Here is a 16,873-nt window from a genome sequence, read left to right as displayed (position 1 = left end):
CTTTCGCTTCGCCGCTACCCCGACCGCGAGAACGCCTGAAAGTCACAGACCGAATTCGAAGAGCAACCTCACGGACAGGTGAAGGCGCTGACGTCCCCTTCGGTCTGCGGCAGGTTGTTGAGCGGGTTGGAGTAGGTCGCGACCTCGCCGGTGGACATCTTGGTCACCCGCACGCGGTACTCCTGCGAGGTGAGGCCGCTGACGAAGACCCAGTAGCGGTCGAACGGCGCCACGCAGGCGTCGACCATCTTCACCCCCATCTCGAAATTGCTCGCGTTGAAGAACCAGAAGAAGACCGACTCGGGGGACTCGGCGCGCTCGCCGTTGAACGACATGACCTTGCCGATGCCGGCGTTGGTCGCGGTCACCCAATCCACTTCGACCTTGAACTTCCCGCCGAGCAGGCAGGCGGTGTCGGAGTCCGGGATGCAGACGCCGCCGGCGCTGGGCGAGAGGTACGGACGCAGCAGTGGGTACGAGGTGGCGAAGGCGCCGTCGAGGATGTTCTCGTCGGTGCCGCAGCCGTCCGGCGGTGCGCCGCACGAGCCCAGGAGCTGTCCGACGACGAGGCCGTCGGCGCGCAGGATGGGGGATCCGGAGCTGCCGCCGGAAATCCCCGTGCCGGCGAGATTTACCGTATGCAGGAAGTTCGTGGTCGACACGTCGGTACAGACGAACGCCGGGCTCTCGTCGAGCTGGTGACGTGAATAGGCCTGCGCCTGGATGGTGTCGTCGGCATCGAGGACGGGATGGGACAGGCGGTGGAGGACCGTGCCATCCGCCGGGCGAAGGCTGGTCCAACCGAGATAGGTGGCGCCGGCGGGGATGTCGTTGGGGTCGATCGCGCGCGCGAGTGTGACGTCGGTGTCCTCGGAGGTCACGACGAGGTCGGCGCCGAGCGGACCGGCGGTCCCGGTGGCGCTGGCGCTGGCGCAGCTGTTGTTGCGATAGAAGAAAAAGGTGTCCATTGAGATGGCGGACAGCTGAGTGTTCACGCAGTGGTGGGCGGTGAGCAGCCACGGCTGAAGGGTCGCCGGGTCGTTGTCGTTGAGCAGGCCGCCGGAGCAGGTATAGGTGCTGCCCGCGTCCTCGAAGAGATACTGGAAGACGCCGTTGCGGGCGTTGGCGATCCCGGGGAAATCGCCGCTGTCGAAGCACTCGCCGCTCTGCAGGCAGCCGTCGGCCTCCGGCGCCGTGACGGCGGCGGCTCCGACGCCGAACGGGACGACCAGCTCGTGAACGCGGTGAATCCGGAATCCCTGTCCCGTGAGGGTCGTGCCGGCGGGCAGCTCGACCTCGAGATAGATGCGATCGCCGGGGATCGTCGGCGAGAGCAGCGTGCCGTCGCTGCGCAAGAGGCGCAGGTCGAACGCCCGCGCCTCGCCGCCCATGTTGTAGGCCCAGAGGCGCGTGCCGGCCGGCAGGTCGACCTCCGCGAGCTCGAGCCGGAGGGCCTTCGCCTCGCCGACCTCGACCGAAGTGCCCCAGGCCCAGTTGCCGTCTACCTTTCGCGCGAGAAGGCCGCCGCCGGCGCGTTGACCGAGCCGCGCCGCGAAGTGGGCCGCGTCGTAGCGCAGCTCGAGCGGCTCGGCGAGCGCGCGCGCGAAGCCGACTCGGACGGGTTTGCCGCCGGTCGAGTTCCAGGCGGCCAGGGCCGCGCGGTCGGCAGCGGCGCCAGTTCGCGAGGGTTCCAGGGTGGCGAGCGGATCGAGGGCGAGGGCTTCGGCGACCCGCAACGGTTGGACGGCGGGCTGCCGGGCCTGAAGGAGCGCCGGATCGGGCGTGTAAGCCGCCACCTCGATCGCGGGGGAAGGCTTCGGCAGCAAGGAAAGCAGCAGGGCGACAGTCCACATCGTTGCGGCGAGGCGAGAGCGCGTCATCGAAATCTCCCTTGTTCGAGCTTGGTCTTTTTCTATGAACCCTGTCTTGCGGGTCTGAGTCGAGTCGATAGCAAGTTCTAGACCCGGCCCGCCGGCGTCGCCGGCGTCTCCAGGGGCTGGAGCAGACTCGCATAGGCGAGCTCGGTGTAGTCGCGCACCATGCGGTGGCTCGCGAACTTCGGCGTGATGGTGGCGATGGCCTCTTTCATCCGCCGCAGCCATTCGATCGGGAGTCCCGCTTCGTCACGGTCGTAGTAGATCGGCACGATCTGCTCTTCGAGGAGATCATAGAGCGCCAGGCCGTCCTCGCGGTCGGTCTTGGCTTCGTCGGCCATCGGCTCCTTGCCGGCCGAGGTGTCGCGGGTCGGATCCTCCGTGGCGTTCCCGATCACCCAGCCGTTCTCTCCGTCGTAGCCCTCGGGCCACCAGCCGTCGGCGATCGAGCAGTTGAGCGCGCCGTTCATCGCCGCCTTCATGCCCGAGGTCCCCGAAGCCTCGAGCGGCCGGCGCGGGGTGTTGAGCCAGACGTCGACCCCCTGGACCAGCATCCGCCCGACGCGCATATCGTAGTCCTCGACGAAGAAGACCTTGCCCTTCAGGGCGTCCGATTGCGAGAGCTGGAAGATGTGCTGGATCAGCTCCTGCCCGGCCTTGTCGGCCGGGTGGGCCTTGCCGGCGAGGAGGATCTGCAGCGGGCGCTCGGCGTCGCCGACCAGCTTGCGCAGGCGGTGGAGGTCCGAGAACAGCAGCCCGGCCCGCTTGTAAGTGGCGAAGCGGCGCGCGAAGCCGATGGTCAGAACCTCGGGGTCGAAGGTGTGCTCGAGCTTGCGCAGCTCTGCCGGCGACAGGCCGTGGCGCGCGAACTGGTCGCGCAGGCGGGAACGCAGGAAGCGGGCCATGTGGCGTTTCTGGGCGAGGTGAACCTCCCAGAGCGGGCCGTCCGGCGCGGCGAGGATGGCCTCGCGCCCTTCGGGGCTCGTCACCACCTGCGGCCAGCGCTCGCCGAACCAGCTGGCGAAGAGCTCCTGGAGCTCGATGCCGAGCCAGCTCGGGTGGTGCACGCCGTTGGTGATGGCGCGGATCTGCTCGTTCTCCGGCCGGTTCGCCGGAATCAGGTGCTGCCACATCTTGCCGGAGACCCGGGCGTTCAGCTCCGAGACGCCGTTGATCCGCGAGCTCGTGCGGATGGCGAGGGCCGTCATGTTGAGCGGCTGATTCGGCTCGCCATGGTCGTTGTTGCCGAGCGCCAGCCATTGCTCCGGCTCGATGCCGAGCTCGGCGCAGAGCGGATCGAAGTAGTCGTGGATCAACGCCGCGTCGAAGACCTCGTTGCCGGCCGCGACCGGCGTATGTGTCGTGAAGACCGAAGTCCGTTGGAGCTCGGCGATCGCGTCGTCGAAGCTCTCGGCGTGCTCCCGCATGCGGCGGCCGAGACGTTCGAACTGCAGGAAGGCCGAGTGCCCCTCGTTCATGTGCCAGACCGCCGGTGCGATCCCGAGCGCTTCGAGGGCACGGGCGCCGCCGATGCCGAGCACGAGCTCCTGGGCGAGGCGCATCTCGCGTCCCGGCGTATAGAGGATGCTGGTGATCGGACGATCGGCCGAGTCGTTCTGCGCCACGTCGGTGTCGAGCAGCAGCAGCGGCACGCGCCCGACGAGGGCGATCCAGACCTGGAGATGGAGCTCGCGGCCGCCATACGGGATCGAGACCATCACCGCCCGGCCGGTGTGACCGGCCGCCGGACGGATCGGCAGGCGGGAGAAGTCGTGCTCGGGGTAGATGTGCTGCTGGCGGCCGTCGGCGTCGATGTTCTGGTGAAAGTAGCCGTTGCGGTAGAGGAGCCCCACGCCGACCAGCGGCACGCCCAGGTCGCTCGCGCTCTTCAGATGATCGCCGGCGAGGACCCCGAGGCCGCCGGAGTAGATCGGCAGGCAGGGATCGAGGCCGTATTCCATGCAGAAGTAGGCGATCGGCCCGTCGAGGTCCGGGTAGCGCTTCGCGAACCAGGTCTCTGGGCCGCCGGCCATGTAGGCCTCGAACCTCCGGATGACCTTCTGGTAGAGGCTGCGGAAGTGCTCGTCCTCGAGCTTCGTCTCCCAGTGGTCGTGATCGAAATTGATCAGCAGCTGGACGGGATTGCGATAGAGCGACCAGGCGCGGCCGTCCATCGCGGCGAAAAGCTGGCGGGCGGCCGGGTTCCAGGTCCACCAGAGGTTGCAGGCGAGATCGTACAGGCCCTGCACCTCGCGCGGCAGCTCGATGCCGGCGATGTGCAGGCGGGGGAGATTCGTAAGGTCGGACGGCATGGTGCGGGCTCTCTCTTTCGTGCTTCGGCTACGTCACTCTTCGGCGGAACGACTCGTCAAGCAACTCACTCCTCGGGTGGCCGCGCCCACTCGGGCTCGAGGTCGGCGAAGGGCATGTCGCCCTCGACCCAGGCGGGCAGCGAACGGGTGCGCGGTCCCAGGTCGATCAGCTCCCGCAGACGGGAACAGTGCTCACGGAAACGCTGCTCGGCGTAGTCGCCGCCGGTCCCCATGGTCACCAGGAAGGGCCAGTCGGAGGCGGCGGCGAGCAGCAGTTGGTTCAGGATCGCGCGCCGCCATTGTCGCGCCCCGCCCCAGCGCACGGCGGCGAACGCGTGGCGCTCGAGGTCGGCGAGCTCGCGCCAGAACCACTCCGTCTGCGGATTTACCCAGACGCGGTGGTCGCCGCTCGCGCCCCAGGAGCCTTCGGCAAAGAAGGCGCGGCGCAGCAGCGGATGGCTGGTGAGCTCGCGGTCGGGGGTGGTCGCTTCGACCGCCGTGCCGGGCGCCGCGAGCTCGAGGACGCGCTCGAGCCAGATCGGCCCTTCGAACCACCAGTGGCCGAAGAGCTCGGCGTCGAACGGGCAACAGATCAGGCCGTCGTTCATGCCGTCGAGGCCGGAGGCGAGCTCGATGAAGTGCTCGGCCTGCTCCCGTGCACGCTTTCGGGCCTCTTCCGGCCAGTAGACGAGCTTGTCCTGAAGGTCAGCCTCGGGGTCGGTAACCCGCCAGAGCCGCAGACCGGAAGGCCACTGTCGCTTGTGGAAGTCGAGGAAGGCACCGTCGCCCGGATAGCCGCCCTGCCGCGACCAGACCTGCGCCGCGGTGCGCGAATCGCGCAGAAAGGCCGCCACGGCGCTCTGCCGGATCCAGTAGGGGTGCGGATGGGGCCCGGAGGGCTCGACGATCTCCTCCGGCCGGGTGTTGGCACCATAGGCGAATGCCGGGTCGCCGCGGCGGAGGAGGTGGGCATCGACGACCGTCCAGCGAAACCCCTGCTCGGCGAGGAACTGCTCGTTTCCGGGCCGCCCCTCCTCGAAGGCGCCGGTCACCGGATGCTGCCAGGGTCCGCCGGGACGGTAGGCGCACTCGGGCATCCAGCAGCCGCGGGGATCGTCGCCGAAGAGCTCGCGGTGCTGCTCCCTGCCGGTGCGCAGGGCGAGACGGATCAGCTTCGGCGTATGGGCGAGCGGCAGATAGACGTGCGTCCCGGCCGAGGTCGCGAGCTCGATGGCGCCCGCCTCGGCGAGGCGAGCCAGGGTTGCGACGAGATCGTGGTCGAAGCGATCCCAGATGGCGCGCAGGCGCTCGAACTCGCCGTGCCACCAGATTGCCAGCGGATGCTTGCGCCGGGCCTCCCAGGCCGACTTGGTGCGCTCGGTGAGGTAGCGCTCGACGACCGCTTCGGTGCGGGCATCGGCGAGCATCGCGGCGAGAATCGGAGTGACCTCGAAGGCGAAGAGGTTGCGGCGGCCGCGCTCCGCCAGGCGGTCGGCCATGTCGAGCAGCGGCAGGTAGCAGTGGACGATCGCCTCCGCCAGCCAGTCCTCGCCGTGCGGCCAGGTGCCGTGGCCGAGAACCCAGGGGAGGTGGGCGTGGAGCACGAAGGCGAGGCGGCGCGGCGTTCCCGCTCCGCCGCCAGCATGCGGGAGGCCGCCGGGGATCTCCGGCAGCGGCTCGAGGAGCGGCCGTTGCAGGAACTGGATCCGGATCTCCTCGCGCTCGACAGCGATCGGCGCGCGTCCGGCGCCCTCCGCAGGGAGCTCCGGGGGCACCGGCGGGATGGGCGCCTTCGGCGGCTTCGCGGGCCGGGTGGGCGCCGGGCCGGGCACCCGCTTCGGTGGGCGCGGACTGCCGTCTTTGGGCGTCTTCGGACTCATGGGAGTTGCCGCTCCGGCGGCTCGGGCGCGGCGAGCTCGACCTTGGCGAGGTCGATCGGCGCCAGGCGCTCCGGGTTCTTCTTGAGGGCCTGCGCGAAACGCACGGCGAGCATGCGTTCGATCGCCCGTCCGCCGTCGGCGGCGGTCTTCGGGATGCTGACGAAGCCGCCGGCCATCGTGCCGTGACCGCCCCCCCTGCCCAGCGTGCCGATCAGGCGGCGCATCAGATTGCCCGCATCGGCGCGGGCGTTGGTGGTGCGGATCGAGGCATAGACCCGGTCGGCGTGGCTGCCGGTGCAGAGCGACCAGGTCTTGCCCTCCATGCGCAGAAGGAGATCGGCGATCTCGGGCACGATGTCGGGCTGGTCGACCTCGCCCAGGTTCGACACTACGAGGTTGCCGACCCCGGAGAGACTCTCGAGCGCCCGGTGGAGGTTGCGGAAATAGACCAGCGGCAGGCGCGCGTTCTGGATCCGCGCCAGCATCCGGCGGTCGATTCTCGGCAGCAGGAGGTCGAAAGCCGCATGGTCCGGGCCGGCGGCCTCGCGCCCGAAGTCCTGGGTCTCCGAGCGGATGGCGTAGACCAGCCCGGTGGCGAGCGCCCGCGAGGGCGTGAGGCCGCTCGCCTGGAGGTATTCGGCGAGGATCGTCGCGGTGGCGCCGTAGCGCGGGCGCACATCGACCGCGAGTCCCGCCAATGTCGACTTGCGCAGCGGATGATGATCGATGACCAGGTCCGGAACGACCGACCGCGGCAGCTGGGAGTTGCCGGACCAGGGCTGGCAGTCGACCAGTGCGAACGAACTGTAGTTGCGCCGGTTGACGTTGCGGATATGGCTCAGAGGCAGGCGGAGGCTGCGCACCATCTCGCGGTTTTCGGCGCGGCCGATGATGCCGCCATAGGCGACCGTCACCTGGCGCTTGAAGCGCCGGCGCAGGATCAACGCCAGGGCAGCGGTAGAGGCGAGCGAGTCCGGGTCCGGGTTGTCGTGCGTCATGACCAGCCACCGGCCGCGTTTCGGGCTCGAATCGATTCCCTCCGCGAGGGCGGCAAATCGGACCCTCGTCTCCTCGGTCGGCATGGGACGCGAATTGTAGCAGCGGCAGGTGTCCGCCCTCGGCTATACTTGCGCGCGCTCTATTGCTGTCGAGACGCCATCCATTGGCCCGAGTCCTTTTTCTATCGCCCGGCTATCCCAGCGAGATGCCGCATTTCGTCCGCGGCCTGGCTGAGGTCGGCGCGGAAGTTCTGGGCGTCGGCGACCAGCCGCCCGGCACCCTGGCACCCGAGACCCGGAGTGCCCTTTCCGACTATCTCCGGGTGCGCTCCCTCTGGGACGAAGCGACGCTCGTCGAGGAGGTCCGGCGCTGGCTTTCGGGGCGAAGGCTCGACCGTGTCGAGTGTCTTTGGGAGCCCGGCATGCTCCTCGCCGCCCGGCTGCGCGAAGCGCTCGGCGTCCCCGGCCTGAACGCCGCCCAGACCCTTCCGTTCCGCAACAAGGAGGAGATGAAGCGTCTCCTCGACGCCGCCGGAATCCGCACCCCCCGCCACCTGACGGCGCGCGACGAAGCCGGCATCCGCGGCGCCGCCGAGCGCATCGGTTTTCCGCTCATCCTGAAGCCGATCGACGGTGCCGGCTCGGCCGACACCTACCGGGTGAGCGATGCCGCCGAGCTCACGCAGGCGATCGCCAAAGTCCGGCACGTGCGCGAGCTCTCGGTCGAGGAGTTCATCGACGGCGAGGAGTACACCTTCGACACGGTCTCGATCGCCGGCCGGCCGGCCTTCTACAACATCGCCTGGTATCGTCCGCGGCCGCTCAAGGCGCGCTCCGAGGAGTGGATCAGCCCCCAGGTCATCGCCCTGCGTGACCCCGATCAGCCGCTCCTCCGCGAGGGCGTCAAGATGGGCCTCGCGGTGCTCGAAGCGCTCGGATTCGAGTCCGGCTTCACCCACATGGAGTGGTACATGAAGGCCGACGGCGAGGTGGTGTTCGGCGAGATCGGCGGCCGCCCGCCCGGCGCCCATCAGGTCGATCAGATGAACTACGCCTGCGACATCGACGTCTTTCGCGGCTGGGCCGACGCCGTCTGCTTCGGGCGTTTCCGCGAGAACGTCCGCCGGCGCTACAACGTGGCGACGATCTACAAGCGCGCGATCGGCGAGGGCCGGATCCAGCGCATCGAGGGGCTCGAAGCGTTCAAGGCGCGGCACGGCGCCGAGATCGTCTGGGAGAACCTCCTGCCGGTGGGCGCGCCGCGCCGCAACTGGAAGCAGACCCTGGTTTCCGACGGTTTCGTGATTCTGCGCCACCCCGATCTTGCCATCACCCTGGCCATGGCCGACGAGTTCGGCGAGGATGTGCGGCTCTACGCTGCGTGAGGAGATGAGGAGAGAGATGTCATCGGTCGTCTTCGTCGCCCCTTTCTTCCTCGATACGACGCTGCGCTTCGTCGAAGCGGTCGCCGATCTTCCCGGCGTCCGCACCGGTCTCATCAGCCAGGATCCGGCGGAGCGCCTCCCGGCGGGCCTCAGAAACAAGCTCGCTGCCCACTACCGAATCGCCGACGGGCTCGATCCGCAGCAGATCGCCGATGCGGTGCGCGGTCTGGCGCGCCAGATCGGACCGCCGAGCCGTCTCGTCGGCGCCCTCGAGCAGCTCCAGGTGCCGCTCGGGGAAGTGCGCGATGCCCTCGGAATCGCCGGGATGGGCGCCGAGGTGGCGAAGAACTTCCGCGACAAGGCACGCATGAAGTCGGTGCTCGCGCGCGCCGGCGTGCCCTGCGCCCGACACAGCCGTGTGACGAACGACGCCGAGGCCTCCCGCTTCGTCGAGAGCGTGGGCTTCCCGGTGGTGCTCAAGCCGACTGCTGGGGCCGGGGCGAAGAGCACCTATCGGGTCGGCGACGCCGGCGAGCTGCAGGCGGCGCTCGCCGCGGTCCGCCCCAGCCCGGACCGTCAGGCGGTGGTCGAGGAGTTCGTGGTCGGCGAGGAGTTCTCGTTCGACACCGTCTCGATCCGCGGCCGGCCGGTCTGGCATTCGCTCTCCTATTACCTCCCGGCGCCGCTCGACGTCATCGACAATCCCTGGATCCAGTGGTGCGTTCTCATCCCGCGCGAGATCGATCATCCGCGTTTCGACGACATCCGGCGGGTCGCTTTCCGTGCCCTCGAGGTGCTCGGGATGGGTACCGGCCTCTCCCACATGGAGTGGTTTCGCAAGCCGGACGGCTCGGTGATGGTCTCCGAGGTCGGGGCGCGCCCGCCGGGCGCCCAGATCACCTCGTTGATCTCCTATGCCCACGACCTCGACTTCTACCGCGCCTGGGCACGGCTCGTGGTGAAAGACGAGTTCGACCCCCCGCCGCACCGGTTCGCCGCCGGTGGCGCCTACCTTCGGGGCCAGGGGCAGGGCCGCGTCCAGGCCGTGCACGGTCTGGCAGAGGTGCAGCGCGACCTCGGTCACCTGATCGTCGAGGCCAAATTGCCGCAGGTCGGCCAGCCGCAGTCGTCGAGCTACGAGGGCGAGGGGTACATCCTCTTCCGTCACCCCGAGACGGCCGTCGTGGAAGAGGCCTTGCGGCGCACCATTTCGACGGTGAGAGTGGAGCTCGGATGACCCTGAACGTACTGATGCTGTCGCCGGGCTATCCGGCCGAGATGCCGTATTTCACCCGCGGCCTTTCGCTCGTCGGAGCGCGGGTGATCGGTCTCGGCGACCAGCCGAAAGAGATGCTGCCGCCGATCGCGCGCGAACATGTCGCGCATCACCTGCAGGTGCGTTCGCTGTGGGACGAGCCGGCGACGGTGCGCGAGATGCAGCGGTTGGCACGCCAGATCCGTATCGACCGGGTCGAGTGCCTCTGGGAGCCGGGGATGATTCTGGCCGCGAAGATTCGTGAGGCCCTGAATCTCCCCGGAATGACCGTCGCCCAGACGCTTCCGTTCCGCGACAAGGAGATCATGAAGCAGCGGCTCGACGCGGCCGGCATCCGCACCCCGAGGCACTTCCGCGCCAACACCGAGGACCAGGTGCGCGACGCCGCCGAGCGGATCGGCTATCCGGTGATCGTCAAGCCGATCGCCGGCGCCGGATCGGCCGACACCCATCGCTGCGACTCGCGTGCCGAGCTCGAGCGCGCCCTCACGCTCGTGAAGCACGTCCAGGAGGTTTCGGTGGAGGAGTTCATCGAGGCCGAGGAGTTCACCTTCGACACGATCTGCGCCGGCGGCCGGATGTACTTCGAGAATGTCTGCTGGTACCGGCCGCGGCCGCTCATCCAGCGCCAGAACGAGTGGATCAGTCCGCAGACGGTCTGCCTGCGGGAGTTGGACGTTCCCGATCTTGCCGGCGGCAGGAAAATGGGCCGCCAGGTGCTCGAAGCGCTCGGCTTCGAGACCGGGTTCACCCACATGGAGTGGTACAGGAAGGCCGACGGCGAGGTCGTCTTCGGCGAGATCGGCGGCCGCCCACCCGGCGCCCGCACGGTCGACATCATGAACTACTGCACCGACAACGATACGTACGTCGGCTGGGCGGAGGCCGCCTGCCTCGGGCGTGTCGAGCGCCGCTTCGAACGCAAGTGGAACGTCGTCATCACCTTCAAGCGGGCACGCGGCGAAGGCCGCATCCAGCGCGTCGTCGGGCTCGAGAAGTTGCTCGGCGAATTCGGCCGCTACGTCGTCGAGGTCGATCTGACACCGGTCGGTGCGCAGCGGCGCAACTGGAAACAGACCCTGATCGGCGACGGCTACGTCGTCGTGCGTCACCCCGACCTCTCGACGGCGCTCCGGATGGGCGAGCGCATGGCCGAAGAGGTGGAGCTCTACGCCGGCTGATCGGGGTGCCGCGTGCGGCCCCCTCCCTCTAGGACAGGAAGGACTGCCGCCATGGGAAAGACCGCGCTTTTTTCTCGTCTGCAAGGCCTCCTCGCTGTCGCCAGGTTCGCGCGCCAGCGGGGGCTCCCGGCGCGTGAAGCGCTCGCGATCGCACGCCGGGCCGGCGGCCCGACGCGCCGGGAGGTGCTGGTCGGCGCGACGCTCGCGGGAGCCGGTCTGACGCTCGGTTGCGAGCGGGCGCGGTCACTCCTGCCGGGCAGGCTCGGCGGCACCGGGCGCGAGGTGGCGATCGTCGGCGGTGGCATCGCCGGCCTCACCTGCGCCTGGCGGCTGGCGCAAGCGGGGGTGACGGCACGGGTCTACGAGGCGCAGGACCGCATCGGCGGGCGGATGTGGTCGCTCACCGGCGCTTTCCCCGAGGGCCAGGTCTGCGAGCTCGGCGGCGAGCTGATCGACAGCAACCACGAACGGATTCGCGCCCTCGCGGCGGAGCTCGGGCTGGAGCTCGATGACCTCACGCTCTACGCCCCGGAGCTCGCCAAAGACCTCTACTACTTCGACGGCCGGCAGTACTCGGACGCCGAGGTCGTCGAGGCGTTCACGCCGGTGGCGGAGAGGATCGACGCCGCCTGGGAGACGGTCACCGGCGAGACCGTCTCGTACCGTGAACCCAACGGCGGCGAAGCGATCGACAACCAGTCGATTGCCGAATGGCTCGACGGCGCGGAGTGCACCGGCTGGTTCCGCAAGCTCCTCGACGTCGCGTACACGACTGAGTACGGCCTCGAGACCGGCGACCAGTCGGCGTGGAATCTGCTGATGATGATCGACACCGAGCCCGATCCGTTCAAGGTCTTCGGCGCGAGCGACGAACGCTTTCACGTGCGAGGCGGCAACGATCTCATCCCGCGCCGCCTGGCGGAGAGACTCGCCGGCAGGATCGAGACCGGCGCCCGCCTCGAGGCGATGACGGAGAAGAGCGACCAGGAGTTCCGGCTCACTTTCCGGCGCGGTGCGGGCACGTTCGAAGTCTCCGCCGAGCGGGTCGTCCTGGCCCTGCCGTTCACGCTGCTGCGCGACGTCGACCTCGGCGTTTCCCTGCCGGCGGTGAAGCGGCGGGCCATCGCGGAGCTCCGGTACGGCACCAACGCCAAGCTGATGGTCGGATTTTCCGAACGCATCTGGCGCCAGCCGCGCGGCGCCTCCGGCCGCCTGCCCGGCTCGAACGGCAGCGTCCTCACGGACCTGCCTTTCCAGCTCACCTGGGAGACGAGCCGGATGCAGGCTGGCAAGGCCGGCATCCTGACCAATTTCACCGGCGGGCGGCGTGGCGTCGAGATGGGCCAGGGAACGCCGGCGGCCCAGTCCGAACAGTTTGCGCGCGAGCTCGAGCGGGTCTTTCCGGGAGCGGCCGGGCACCGTATCGGCGAAGCGCGGTTCCACTGGCCGAGCTTCGAGTTCACGAAGGGTAGCTACTCCTCCTACGGCGTCGGCCAATGGACGACCATCGGGGGTGCGGAGGGCGAGCGCGTCGGCAGGCTCCATTTTGCCGGCGAGCACACTTCCTCCGACTTCCAGGGATTCATGGAGGGTGGCTGCGAGTCGGGCGAGCGGGTCGCCGGCGAGATCCTCGCCGACCTGGGAATCGCCCCGCCTGCGGCCGGAAGCGCGTAGAATCCGCGACGTTCGCAACCGTTGGCGGAGGGTGGGTCGTCCGATGGGACTCAAAGAGGTCTTGAGCAAGCTCCGACTGGTGGAGATTCATGAGCCGTCCGCGGCCGCTCCGGCTACGGGCCGCGCCACCGGTGGCGCGCCGGCAGCGGGGAGCTCCGACGGGCCGGAGCTCGAAGAGCTCCTGCGCAGCCTGCCACCGCCGAAACCGGTCGACGAGGCCGCCCTCGCCCGACGGCGCCGGGCGCCTTCCGGGCCGCAGGCCGGATCGACTCCACAGAGCGCGGCGGAGCCCTCGCCTGGCCCGGATGCTGGAAGGGGTGGACGGGGTGGAAGCAGCGAAACTGGCAGCACGGGCGCGATCGGTGAAGCTCCCGTGCCCGCCGTCGACGAGCTCGAGTTGCCCGATTTCCCCTCGGTCTATGAGGCCGCCGGCATCCCCGATCCGCCGCACGGCTTCACCGCCTTCAAGGTCCTCGAGATGCTCCAGAGCCCGGGTCTCGCCGAGCTCCCGCCGCAGGCCAAGGCCTCGGCGCTCGCCGGCTTCCTCAAGATGAACCCGGGCGGTCCGGTGGCGATCGGGGAGGTCATCCAGGACGCCGTGCGCCGCGACCAGGCGCTCGATCGCTTCGAGCAGTTCCTGCAGGCGAAGCTCGCCGAACGCCAGGCCGCCGTGGAGCGCACGAACGCCCAGCTGCAAGGGGAGATCGACGCCCTCGTCGAGCGCCATCGAGCCACCATGGCCGCCAACAGCCGCGCCGTGAGCGAGCATGCCGCCCGGCTCTCCGAATGGAGCGCCGGCAAGCGTGTCGAGGAGCGCAGACTCCAGTCCGCCGTTGCCCCGTTCGTCGACGGCAACCCCATCAGCACCGATTCCGCCGACGGTCCAAGCCGCGGTTCCTGAGGAGAGCAGACCCATGTTCAGCCGTCTCGCCCGTGTGATCAAGTCGTGGCTCGGATTCTTCATCTCCTACGCCGAAGACCCGGAAGTCATGTTGCAGGAGTCGATCGAGGAGATGCGCAACACCCTGCCGAAGCTCAACCAGATTCTGGTGACGACCCGCGCCACCGAGATCCGGCTCGAGCAGGACCTCCTCGAAGCGCAGCGCAAGGAGCGCTCGCTCGTCGCTTCGATCAAGACGGCGCTCGCCGAAGGCAGTCCCGAGGCGCGGCGCCTCGCGGAGGACGACGCCGCCACGCTGCAGCAGGTCCGGCTCGAGGTGCAGTCGACGACCGAGCAGCTCGAAGCGGCGAAGAACGCCTTCGAGAACGCCAAGCTGTCGGTGGAGGACATCAAGGAGAAGCTGCGCGCCCGGATCGAGCAGAGCCGCAAGGCGATCGCCGAGTCGAAGAAGGCCGAGGTCATGCGCAGCGCCGCGAATGCTCTCGCCGAGCTCGACACCTACGGCACGGCCGCGACCACCGACAAGTACCTCGACCAGATCCGCCAGAAGGTCGCGGAGTCGAAAGCCTCTGTCGAGGTCGCCACCGGCGGCCTCGACACCGAACGCATCAAGCTCGAGCGCAAGTCCCGCCAGCTGCAGGCGCAGTCGATCCTCTCCGAGTTCGAAGTCGAGATGGGCCTGAAAAAGCCCGACGCGGTGAAGGAGGCCGCGCCGTTCCCGACCGAGAGCACCGGGCAGGCGGCGACCGCCCAGAAGCAGCCCGAGCGCGGCTAGGACCACCGCCGGTTGAGCTTCCTCGAACGTCATCCCGCCCTGAAGAAGGCGGTCGCCAACCAGTACCAGGCGATTCTCGCCGCGGGAGCGATCGGTTTCTCGGCGCTGACGCTGTCACCGCTGCCGCTGCTGCTCTGGGCCGGGGTACAGATGATGACCCTGCCGTTCCTCGTCGAACGGCTGAAGCGCCGCCTCGAGATCGAGAAGAAGTACGCCGCGCGCGAGGCGGTCGAGATGTCGCAGGACCAGCAGCTCGCCGCCTTGCCAGCGGCGGCGCGCGGGCGGCTGCAGCGCCTGCAGCAGCTCTGCGAGCGGATCCAGGCGAACTACAAGGGCCTGTCGCCCGCCAGCCAGGGGGTGATGGCCGACCAGGCGGCGAAGTTCGACGCCGTCCTCGCCTCGTTCCTGCGCCGGCTCTGGCTGCTGCAGAAGTACGACGAGATGGCCTTCGCGTCGGACGACAGCCGGCAGCGCCAGGAGATCGAGCGCCTCGAGCGCCAGTTGGCGACGGCGGAGCTCGCGCCGCGGGTGCGTGAGGCGCTCGAAAAGCACCTCGAAATCCAGCGCCAGCTCGTCCAGGCGGTGGAGAAGAACGCCCAGAACAGCGCTGCGCTCGCCGCCGAGCTCGACTCGCTCGAGGCGCTCCTGCATCTGCTGCTGCAGAAGTCGGTCGCGGCGACCGATGCCCTCGCCTTTTCGGCCGAGATCGACGACGTGCTGGCGCAGGTCGAAGCCGACCACGCTTCGGTCGAGGAGATGGAGCGCATGCTCGGATCGCTGCCGCAGATCGACGTCGGCGAGCCGCTCGCGCCCCGCCTGCGCCTGCCGGGTGGGCGTGATTCGGGGAAGACCGTGGTGCCTCCGCCGCCGCCGGCGGAGCGCTCTCGTACGAGGAGATGACCGACGTGCCTTCCGCGACCTTCTTGAGCACGCTGCCCGGGTGGGCCGCCAGTCTCGCGCGCACCGTGGCCGCGAAGCAGGCCAATACGTTCGTGATTCACGGCCTGCCGGCGGACCTGATCCCGGTCCGCCAGGAGTCGGGCCTCGTCTTCCAGCTCCTCGACAATTTTCTGACCGACGCCCTCTTCGCTTCCTGGCCGTCGAAGATCACCTACAACCGCGCCGAAGGGCTCGGCTTCGCCTCGCAGCCGGCGAAGCAGCACTTCATCGACCGTCTGAAGGCCTACGACGCGGTGCACGGAACCTCGTGGGGCGAGGCGCTGCCACGCGACGCCGCCAACGCTTTCGCGCTCCTCGACTCGTACTTCCGCCACTGCGCGACGCTCGCGCCCGCCCGGCCGGTGGTGCTCATCCTGCCGTTCGCCGAGACGCTCGTCCCCAACGGCGACGCCTCCTACCGCACCCCGGAAGACCGCGCCGTGCTGGTCTACCTGCGCAAGTGGGCGCAGGACCCGGTGCTCCTCGCCAAGAACATCGTCGTCGTGCTGGTCACCGAGAGTCTCTCCGAGCTCGACCCGAAGCTGGTGCGCGCCTCGGCGACCCGGGAGGTCGAGATCCCGCGCCCCGATCTCGCCGAGCGTCGCGAGTTTCTCGAGGCGGTCCGTCCGCCCGAGTGGTTCGGCCGCCTCTCTGAGGTCCCGCCGCAGCGGCTCGCCGAGCTCACCGCCGGCATGACCCGGGCACAGCTCGCCCAGCTCCTCGACGGCGCCGAGGCTGCGCCCGCCGACTTCAGGCTCACTCTCGATGGCGTCCGGGCGGCGAAGAAGGAGGTCATCGAGTCCGAGGGCATGGGGCTCCTCGAGTACGTCGAACCCAAGTACGACCTCGATATGGTCGCCGGGATGCCGGCGATCAAGGGCCGGCTGCGGCGGGCGGCGCGGGCGATCGCGCGCGGCAACCCGTCGGCCGTGCCGATGGGCTACCTGATCTGCGGGCCGGTCGGGAGCGCCAAGACCTTTCTGGTGGAGTGCTTTTCGCGCGAGATCGGCTTCCCGTGCGTGAAGCTCAAGAACTTCCGCTCGATGTGGGTCGGCTCGACGGAAGGCAATCTCGAGCGCATCCTCAAGATCCTCGCCTCGCTGACGCCGGTCGGCGTGGTGATCGACGAGGCCGACGCCGCGCTCGGCAACCGCGAGCAGTCGGGCGACTCCGGCACGCAGCAGCGGGTCTTCGCCCAGATCGCGAACTTCATGGCCGACACCCGCCATCGCGGCAAGGTGCTCTGGTTCCTGATCACCGCCCGGCCCGACCTGCTGCCGATCGACCTCAAGCGCCAGGGGAGAGCGGAAGAGCACATTCCGTTGTTCTATCCGGAGACCTTCGCCGAGTACGACGAGATCTTCCAGGTGATGAAGAGGAAGCTCAAGCTCGCCACCAAGGTGGAGAGCCTCGCCGACGTCGCGGAGGAGACGGCGATCAAGGGCTACTCGGGCTCGGATCTCGAAGCGGTGCTGGTGCGGTCGATCCTCGAAGCCGAAGCAGCCGATTCGAGCGAGGTCACCGCGGAGCACCTCTCGCGCGCCTTCGCGGACTTCATCCCGACGACCAACAACCTCGAGCGTGAGCTCCAGATCCTCGCCGCGATCCTCGAGTGCACCAGCCGCGAGCTCCTGCCCGAGCGCTACCGCGACATCGACCGCGCCGCGATCCAGATGCG

12 protein-coding genes are annotated in these 16,873 nt (G+C 69.0%); 8 read left to right on the top strand and 4 right to left on the bottom strand.

The features are described from left to right. Positions 1 to 68: 68 nt before the first annotated feature. The 4 genes from KBI44_18710 to KBI44_18695 form a co-directional block, all read right to left on the bottom strand. On the bottom strand, positions 69 to 1,880 hold the full coding sequence (locus KBI44_18710; protein ID MBP9146516.1) for a trypsin-like peptidase domain-containing protein: 1,812 nt from the start codon (positions 1,878 to 1,880) through the stop codon (positions 69 to 71). Between the two features lie 77 nt (positions 1,881 to 1,957). Further along, a complete protein-coding gene (gene glgP, locus KBI44_18705) occupies positions 1,958 to 4,186 on the bottom strand; it encodes an alpha-glucan family phosphorylase (GenBank protein MBP9146515.1) in 2,229 nt (742 codons plus the stop codon). A gap of 65 nt (positions 4,187 to 4,251) precedes the next feature. Further along, positions 4,252 to 6,066 carry a DUF1957 domain-containing protein gene (locus KBI44_18700; protein ID MBP9146514.1) on the bottom strand — a complete coding sequence of 605 codons (1,815 nt, stop codon included), beginning with the start codon at positions 6,064 to 6,066 and terminating at the stop codon, positions 4,252 to 4,254. Next, on the bottom strand, positions 6,063 to 7,148 hold the full coding sequence (locus tag KBI44_18695) for a DHH family phosphoesterase (GenBank protein ID MBP9146513.1): 1,086 nt from the start codon (positions 7,146 to 7,148) through the stop codon (positions 6,063 to 6,065). Before KBI44_18695 ends, KBI44_18700 begins: the two co-directional genes overlap by 4 nt. A gap of 122 nt (positions 7,149 to 7,270) precedes the next feature. Here KBI44_18695 and KBI44_18690 point away from each other — a divergent pair, with 122 nt between their 5' ends. From KBI44_18690 to KBI44_18655, 8 genes are all read left to right on the top strand, one after another. Next, entirely contained in the window at positions 7,271 to 8,449 is a 1,179-nt protein-coding gene (locus tag KBI44_18690; protein MBP9146512.1) for an ATP-grasp domain-containing protein, read from the top strand. A gap of 16 nt (positions 8,450 to 8,465) precedes the next feature. Next, entirely contained in the window at positions 8,466 to 9,686 is a 1,221-nt protein-coding gene (locus tag KBI44_18685) for an ATP-grasp domain-containing protein (protein MBP9146511.1), read from the top strand. After that, on the top strand, positions 9,683 to 10,906 hold the full coding sequence (locus KBI44_18680; GenBank protein MBP9146510.1) for an ATP-grasp domain-containing protein: 1,224 nt from the start codon (positions 9,683 to 9,685) through the stop codon (positions 10,904 to 10,906). Before KBI44_18685 ends, KBI44_18680 begins: the two co-directional genes overlap by 4 nt. 51 nt (positions 10,907 to 10,957) lie before the next feature. Further along, the gene (locus KBI44_18675) at positions 10,958 to 12,580 is read left to right on the top strand and encodes an FAD-dependent oxidoreductase (GenBank protein ID MBP9146509.1); all 1,623 of its coding nucleotides are present in this window, start codon (positions 10,958 to 10,960) and stop codon (positions 12,578 to 12,580) included. 61 nt (positions 12,581 to 12,641) lie between these two features. Further along, positions 12,642 to 13,481: a hypothetical protein gene (locus tag KBI44_18670; protein MBP9146508.1), complete on the top strand. Its 840-nt coding sequence runs from the start codon at positions 12,642 to 12,644 to the stop codon at positions 13,479 to 13,481. A gap of 13 nt (positions 13,482 to 13,494) precedes the next feature. Further along, a complete protein-coding gene (locus KBI44_18665) occupies positions 13,495 to 14,256 on the top strand; it encodes a PspA/IM30 family protein (GenBank protein ID MBP9146507.1) in 762 nt (253 codons plus the stop codon). A 12-nt stretch (positions 14,257 to 14,268) separates the two neighbouring features. Beyond that, on the top strand, positions 14,269 to 15,156 hold the full coding sequence (locus tag KBI44_18660; GenBank protein ID MBP9146506.1) for a hypothetical protein: 888 nt from the start codon (positions 14,269 to 14,271) through the stop codon (positions 15,154 to 15,156). Between the two features lie 5 nt (positions 15,157 to 15,161). Further along, the coding region (locus KBI44_18655; GenBank protein ID MBP9146505.1) for an ATP-binding protein at positions 15,162 to 16,873 on the top strand (1,712 nt) is incomplete at its 3' end.

Source organism: Thermoanaerobaculia bacterium (genome assembly GCA_018057705.1).
Classification (GTDB): Bacteria; Acidobacteriota; Thermoanaerobaculia; order Multivoradales; family JAGPDF01; genus JAGPDF01.
The sequence above is the reverse complement of the archived record's forward strand: the minus strand, read 5'-3'. Positions and strand labels throughout refer to the sequence as shown.

Excerpts from the sequence above, each read along its gene's own strand:
- KBI44_18695 (MBP9146513.1), bottom strand. The coding sequence starts at position 7,148 with ATGCCGACCGAGGAGACGAGGGTCCGATTTGCCGCCCTCGCGGAGGGA.
- KBI44_18700 (MBP9146514.1), bottom strand. The coding sequence starts at position 6,066 with ATGAGTCCGAAGACGCCCAAAGACGGCAGTCCGCGCCCACCGAAGCGG.
- KBI44_18690 (MBP9146512.1), top strand. The coding sequence starts at position 7,271 with ATGCCGCATTTCGTCCGCGGCCTGGCTGAGGTCGGCGCGGAAGTTCTG.
- glgP (MBP9146515.1), bottom strand. The coding sequence starts at position 4,186 with ATGCCGTCCGACCTTACGAATCTCCCCCGCCTGCACATCGCCGGCATC.
- KBI44_18680 (MBP9146510.1), top strand. The coding sequence starts at position 9,683 with ATGACCCTGAACGTACTGATGCTGTCGCCGGGCTATCCGGCCGAGATG.
- KBI44_18685 (MBP9146511.1), top strand. The coding sequence starts at position 8,466 with ATGTCATCGGTCGTCTTCGTCGCCCCTTTCTTCCTCGATACGACGCTG.
- KBI44_18665 (MBP9146507.1), top strand. The coding sequence starts at position 13,495 with ATGTTCAGCCGTCTCGCCCGTGTGATCAAGTCGTGGCTCGGATTCTTC.
- KBI44_18710 (MBP9146516.1), bottom strand. The coding sequence starts at position 1,880 with ATGACGCGCTCTCGCCTCGCCGCAACGATGTGGACTGTCGCCCTGCTG.
- KBI44_18675 (MBP9146509.1), top strand. The coding sequence starts at position 10,958 with ATGGGAAAGACCGCGCTTTTTTCTCGTCTGCAAGGCCTCCTCGCTGTC.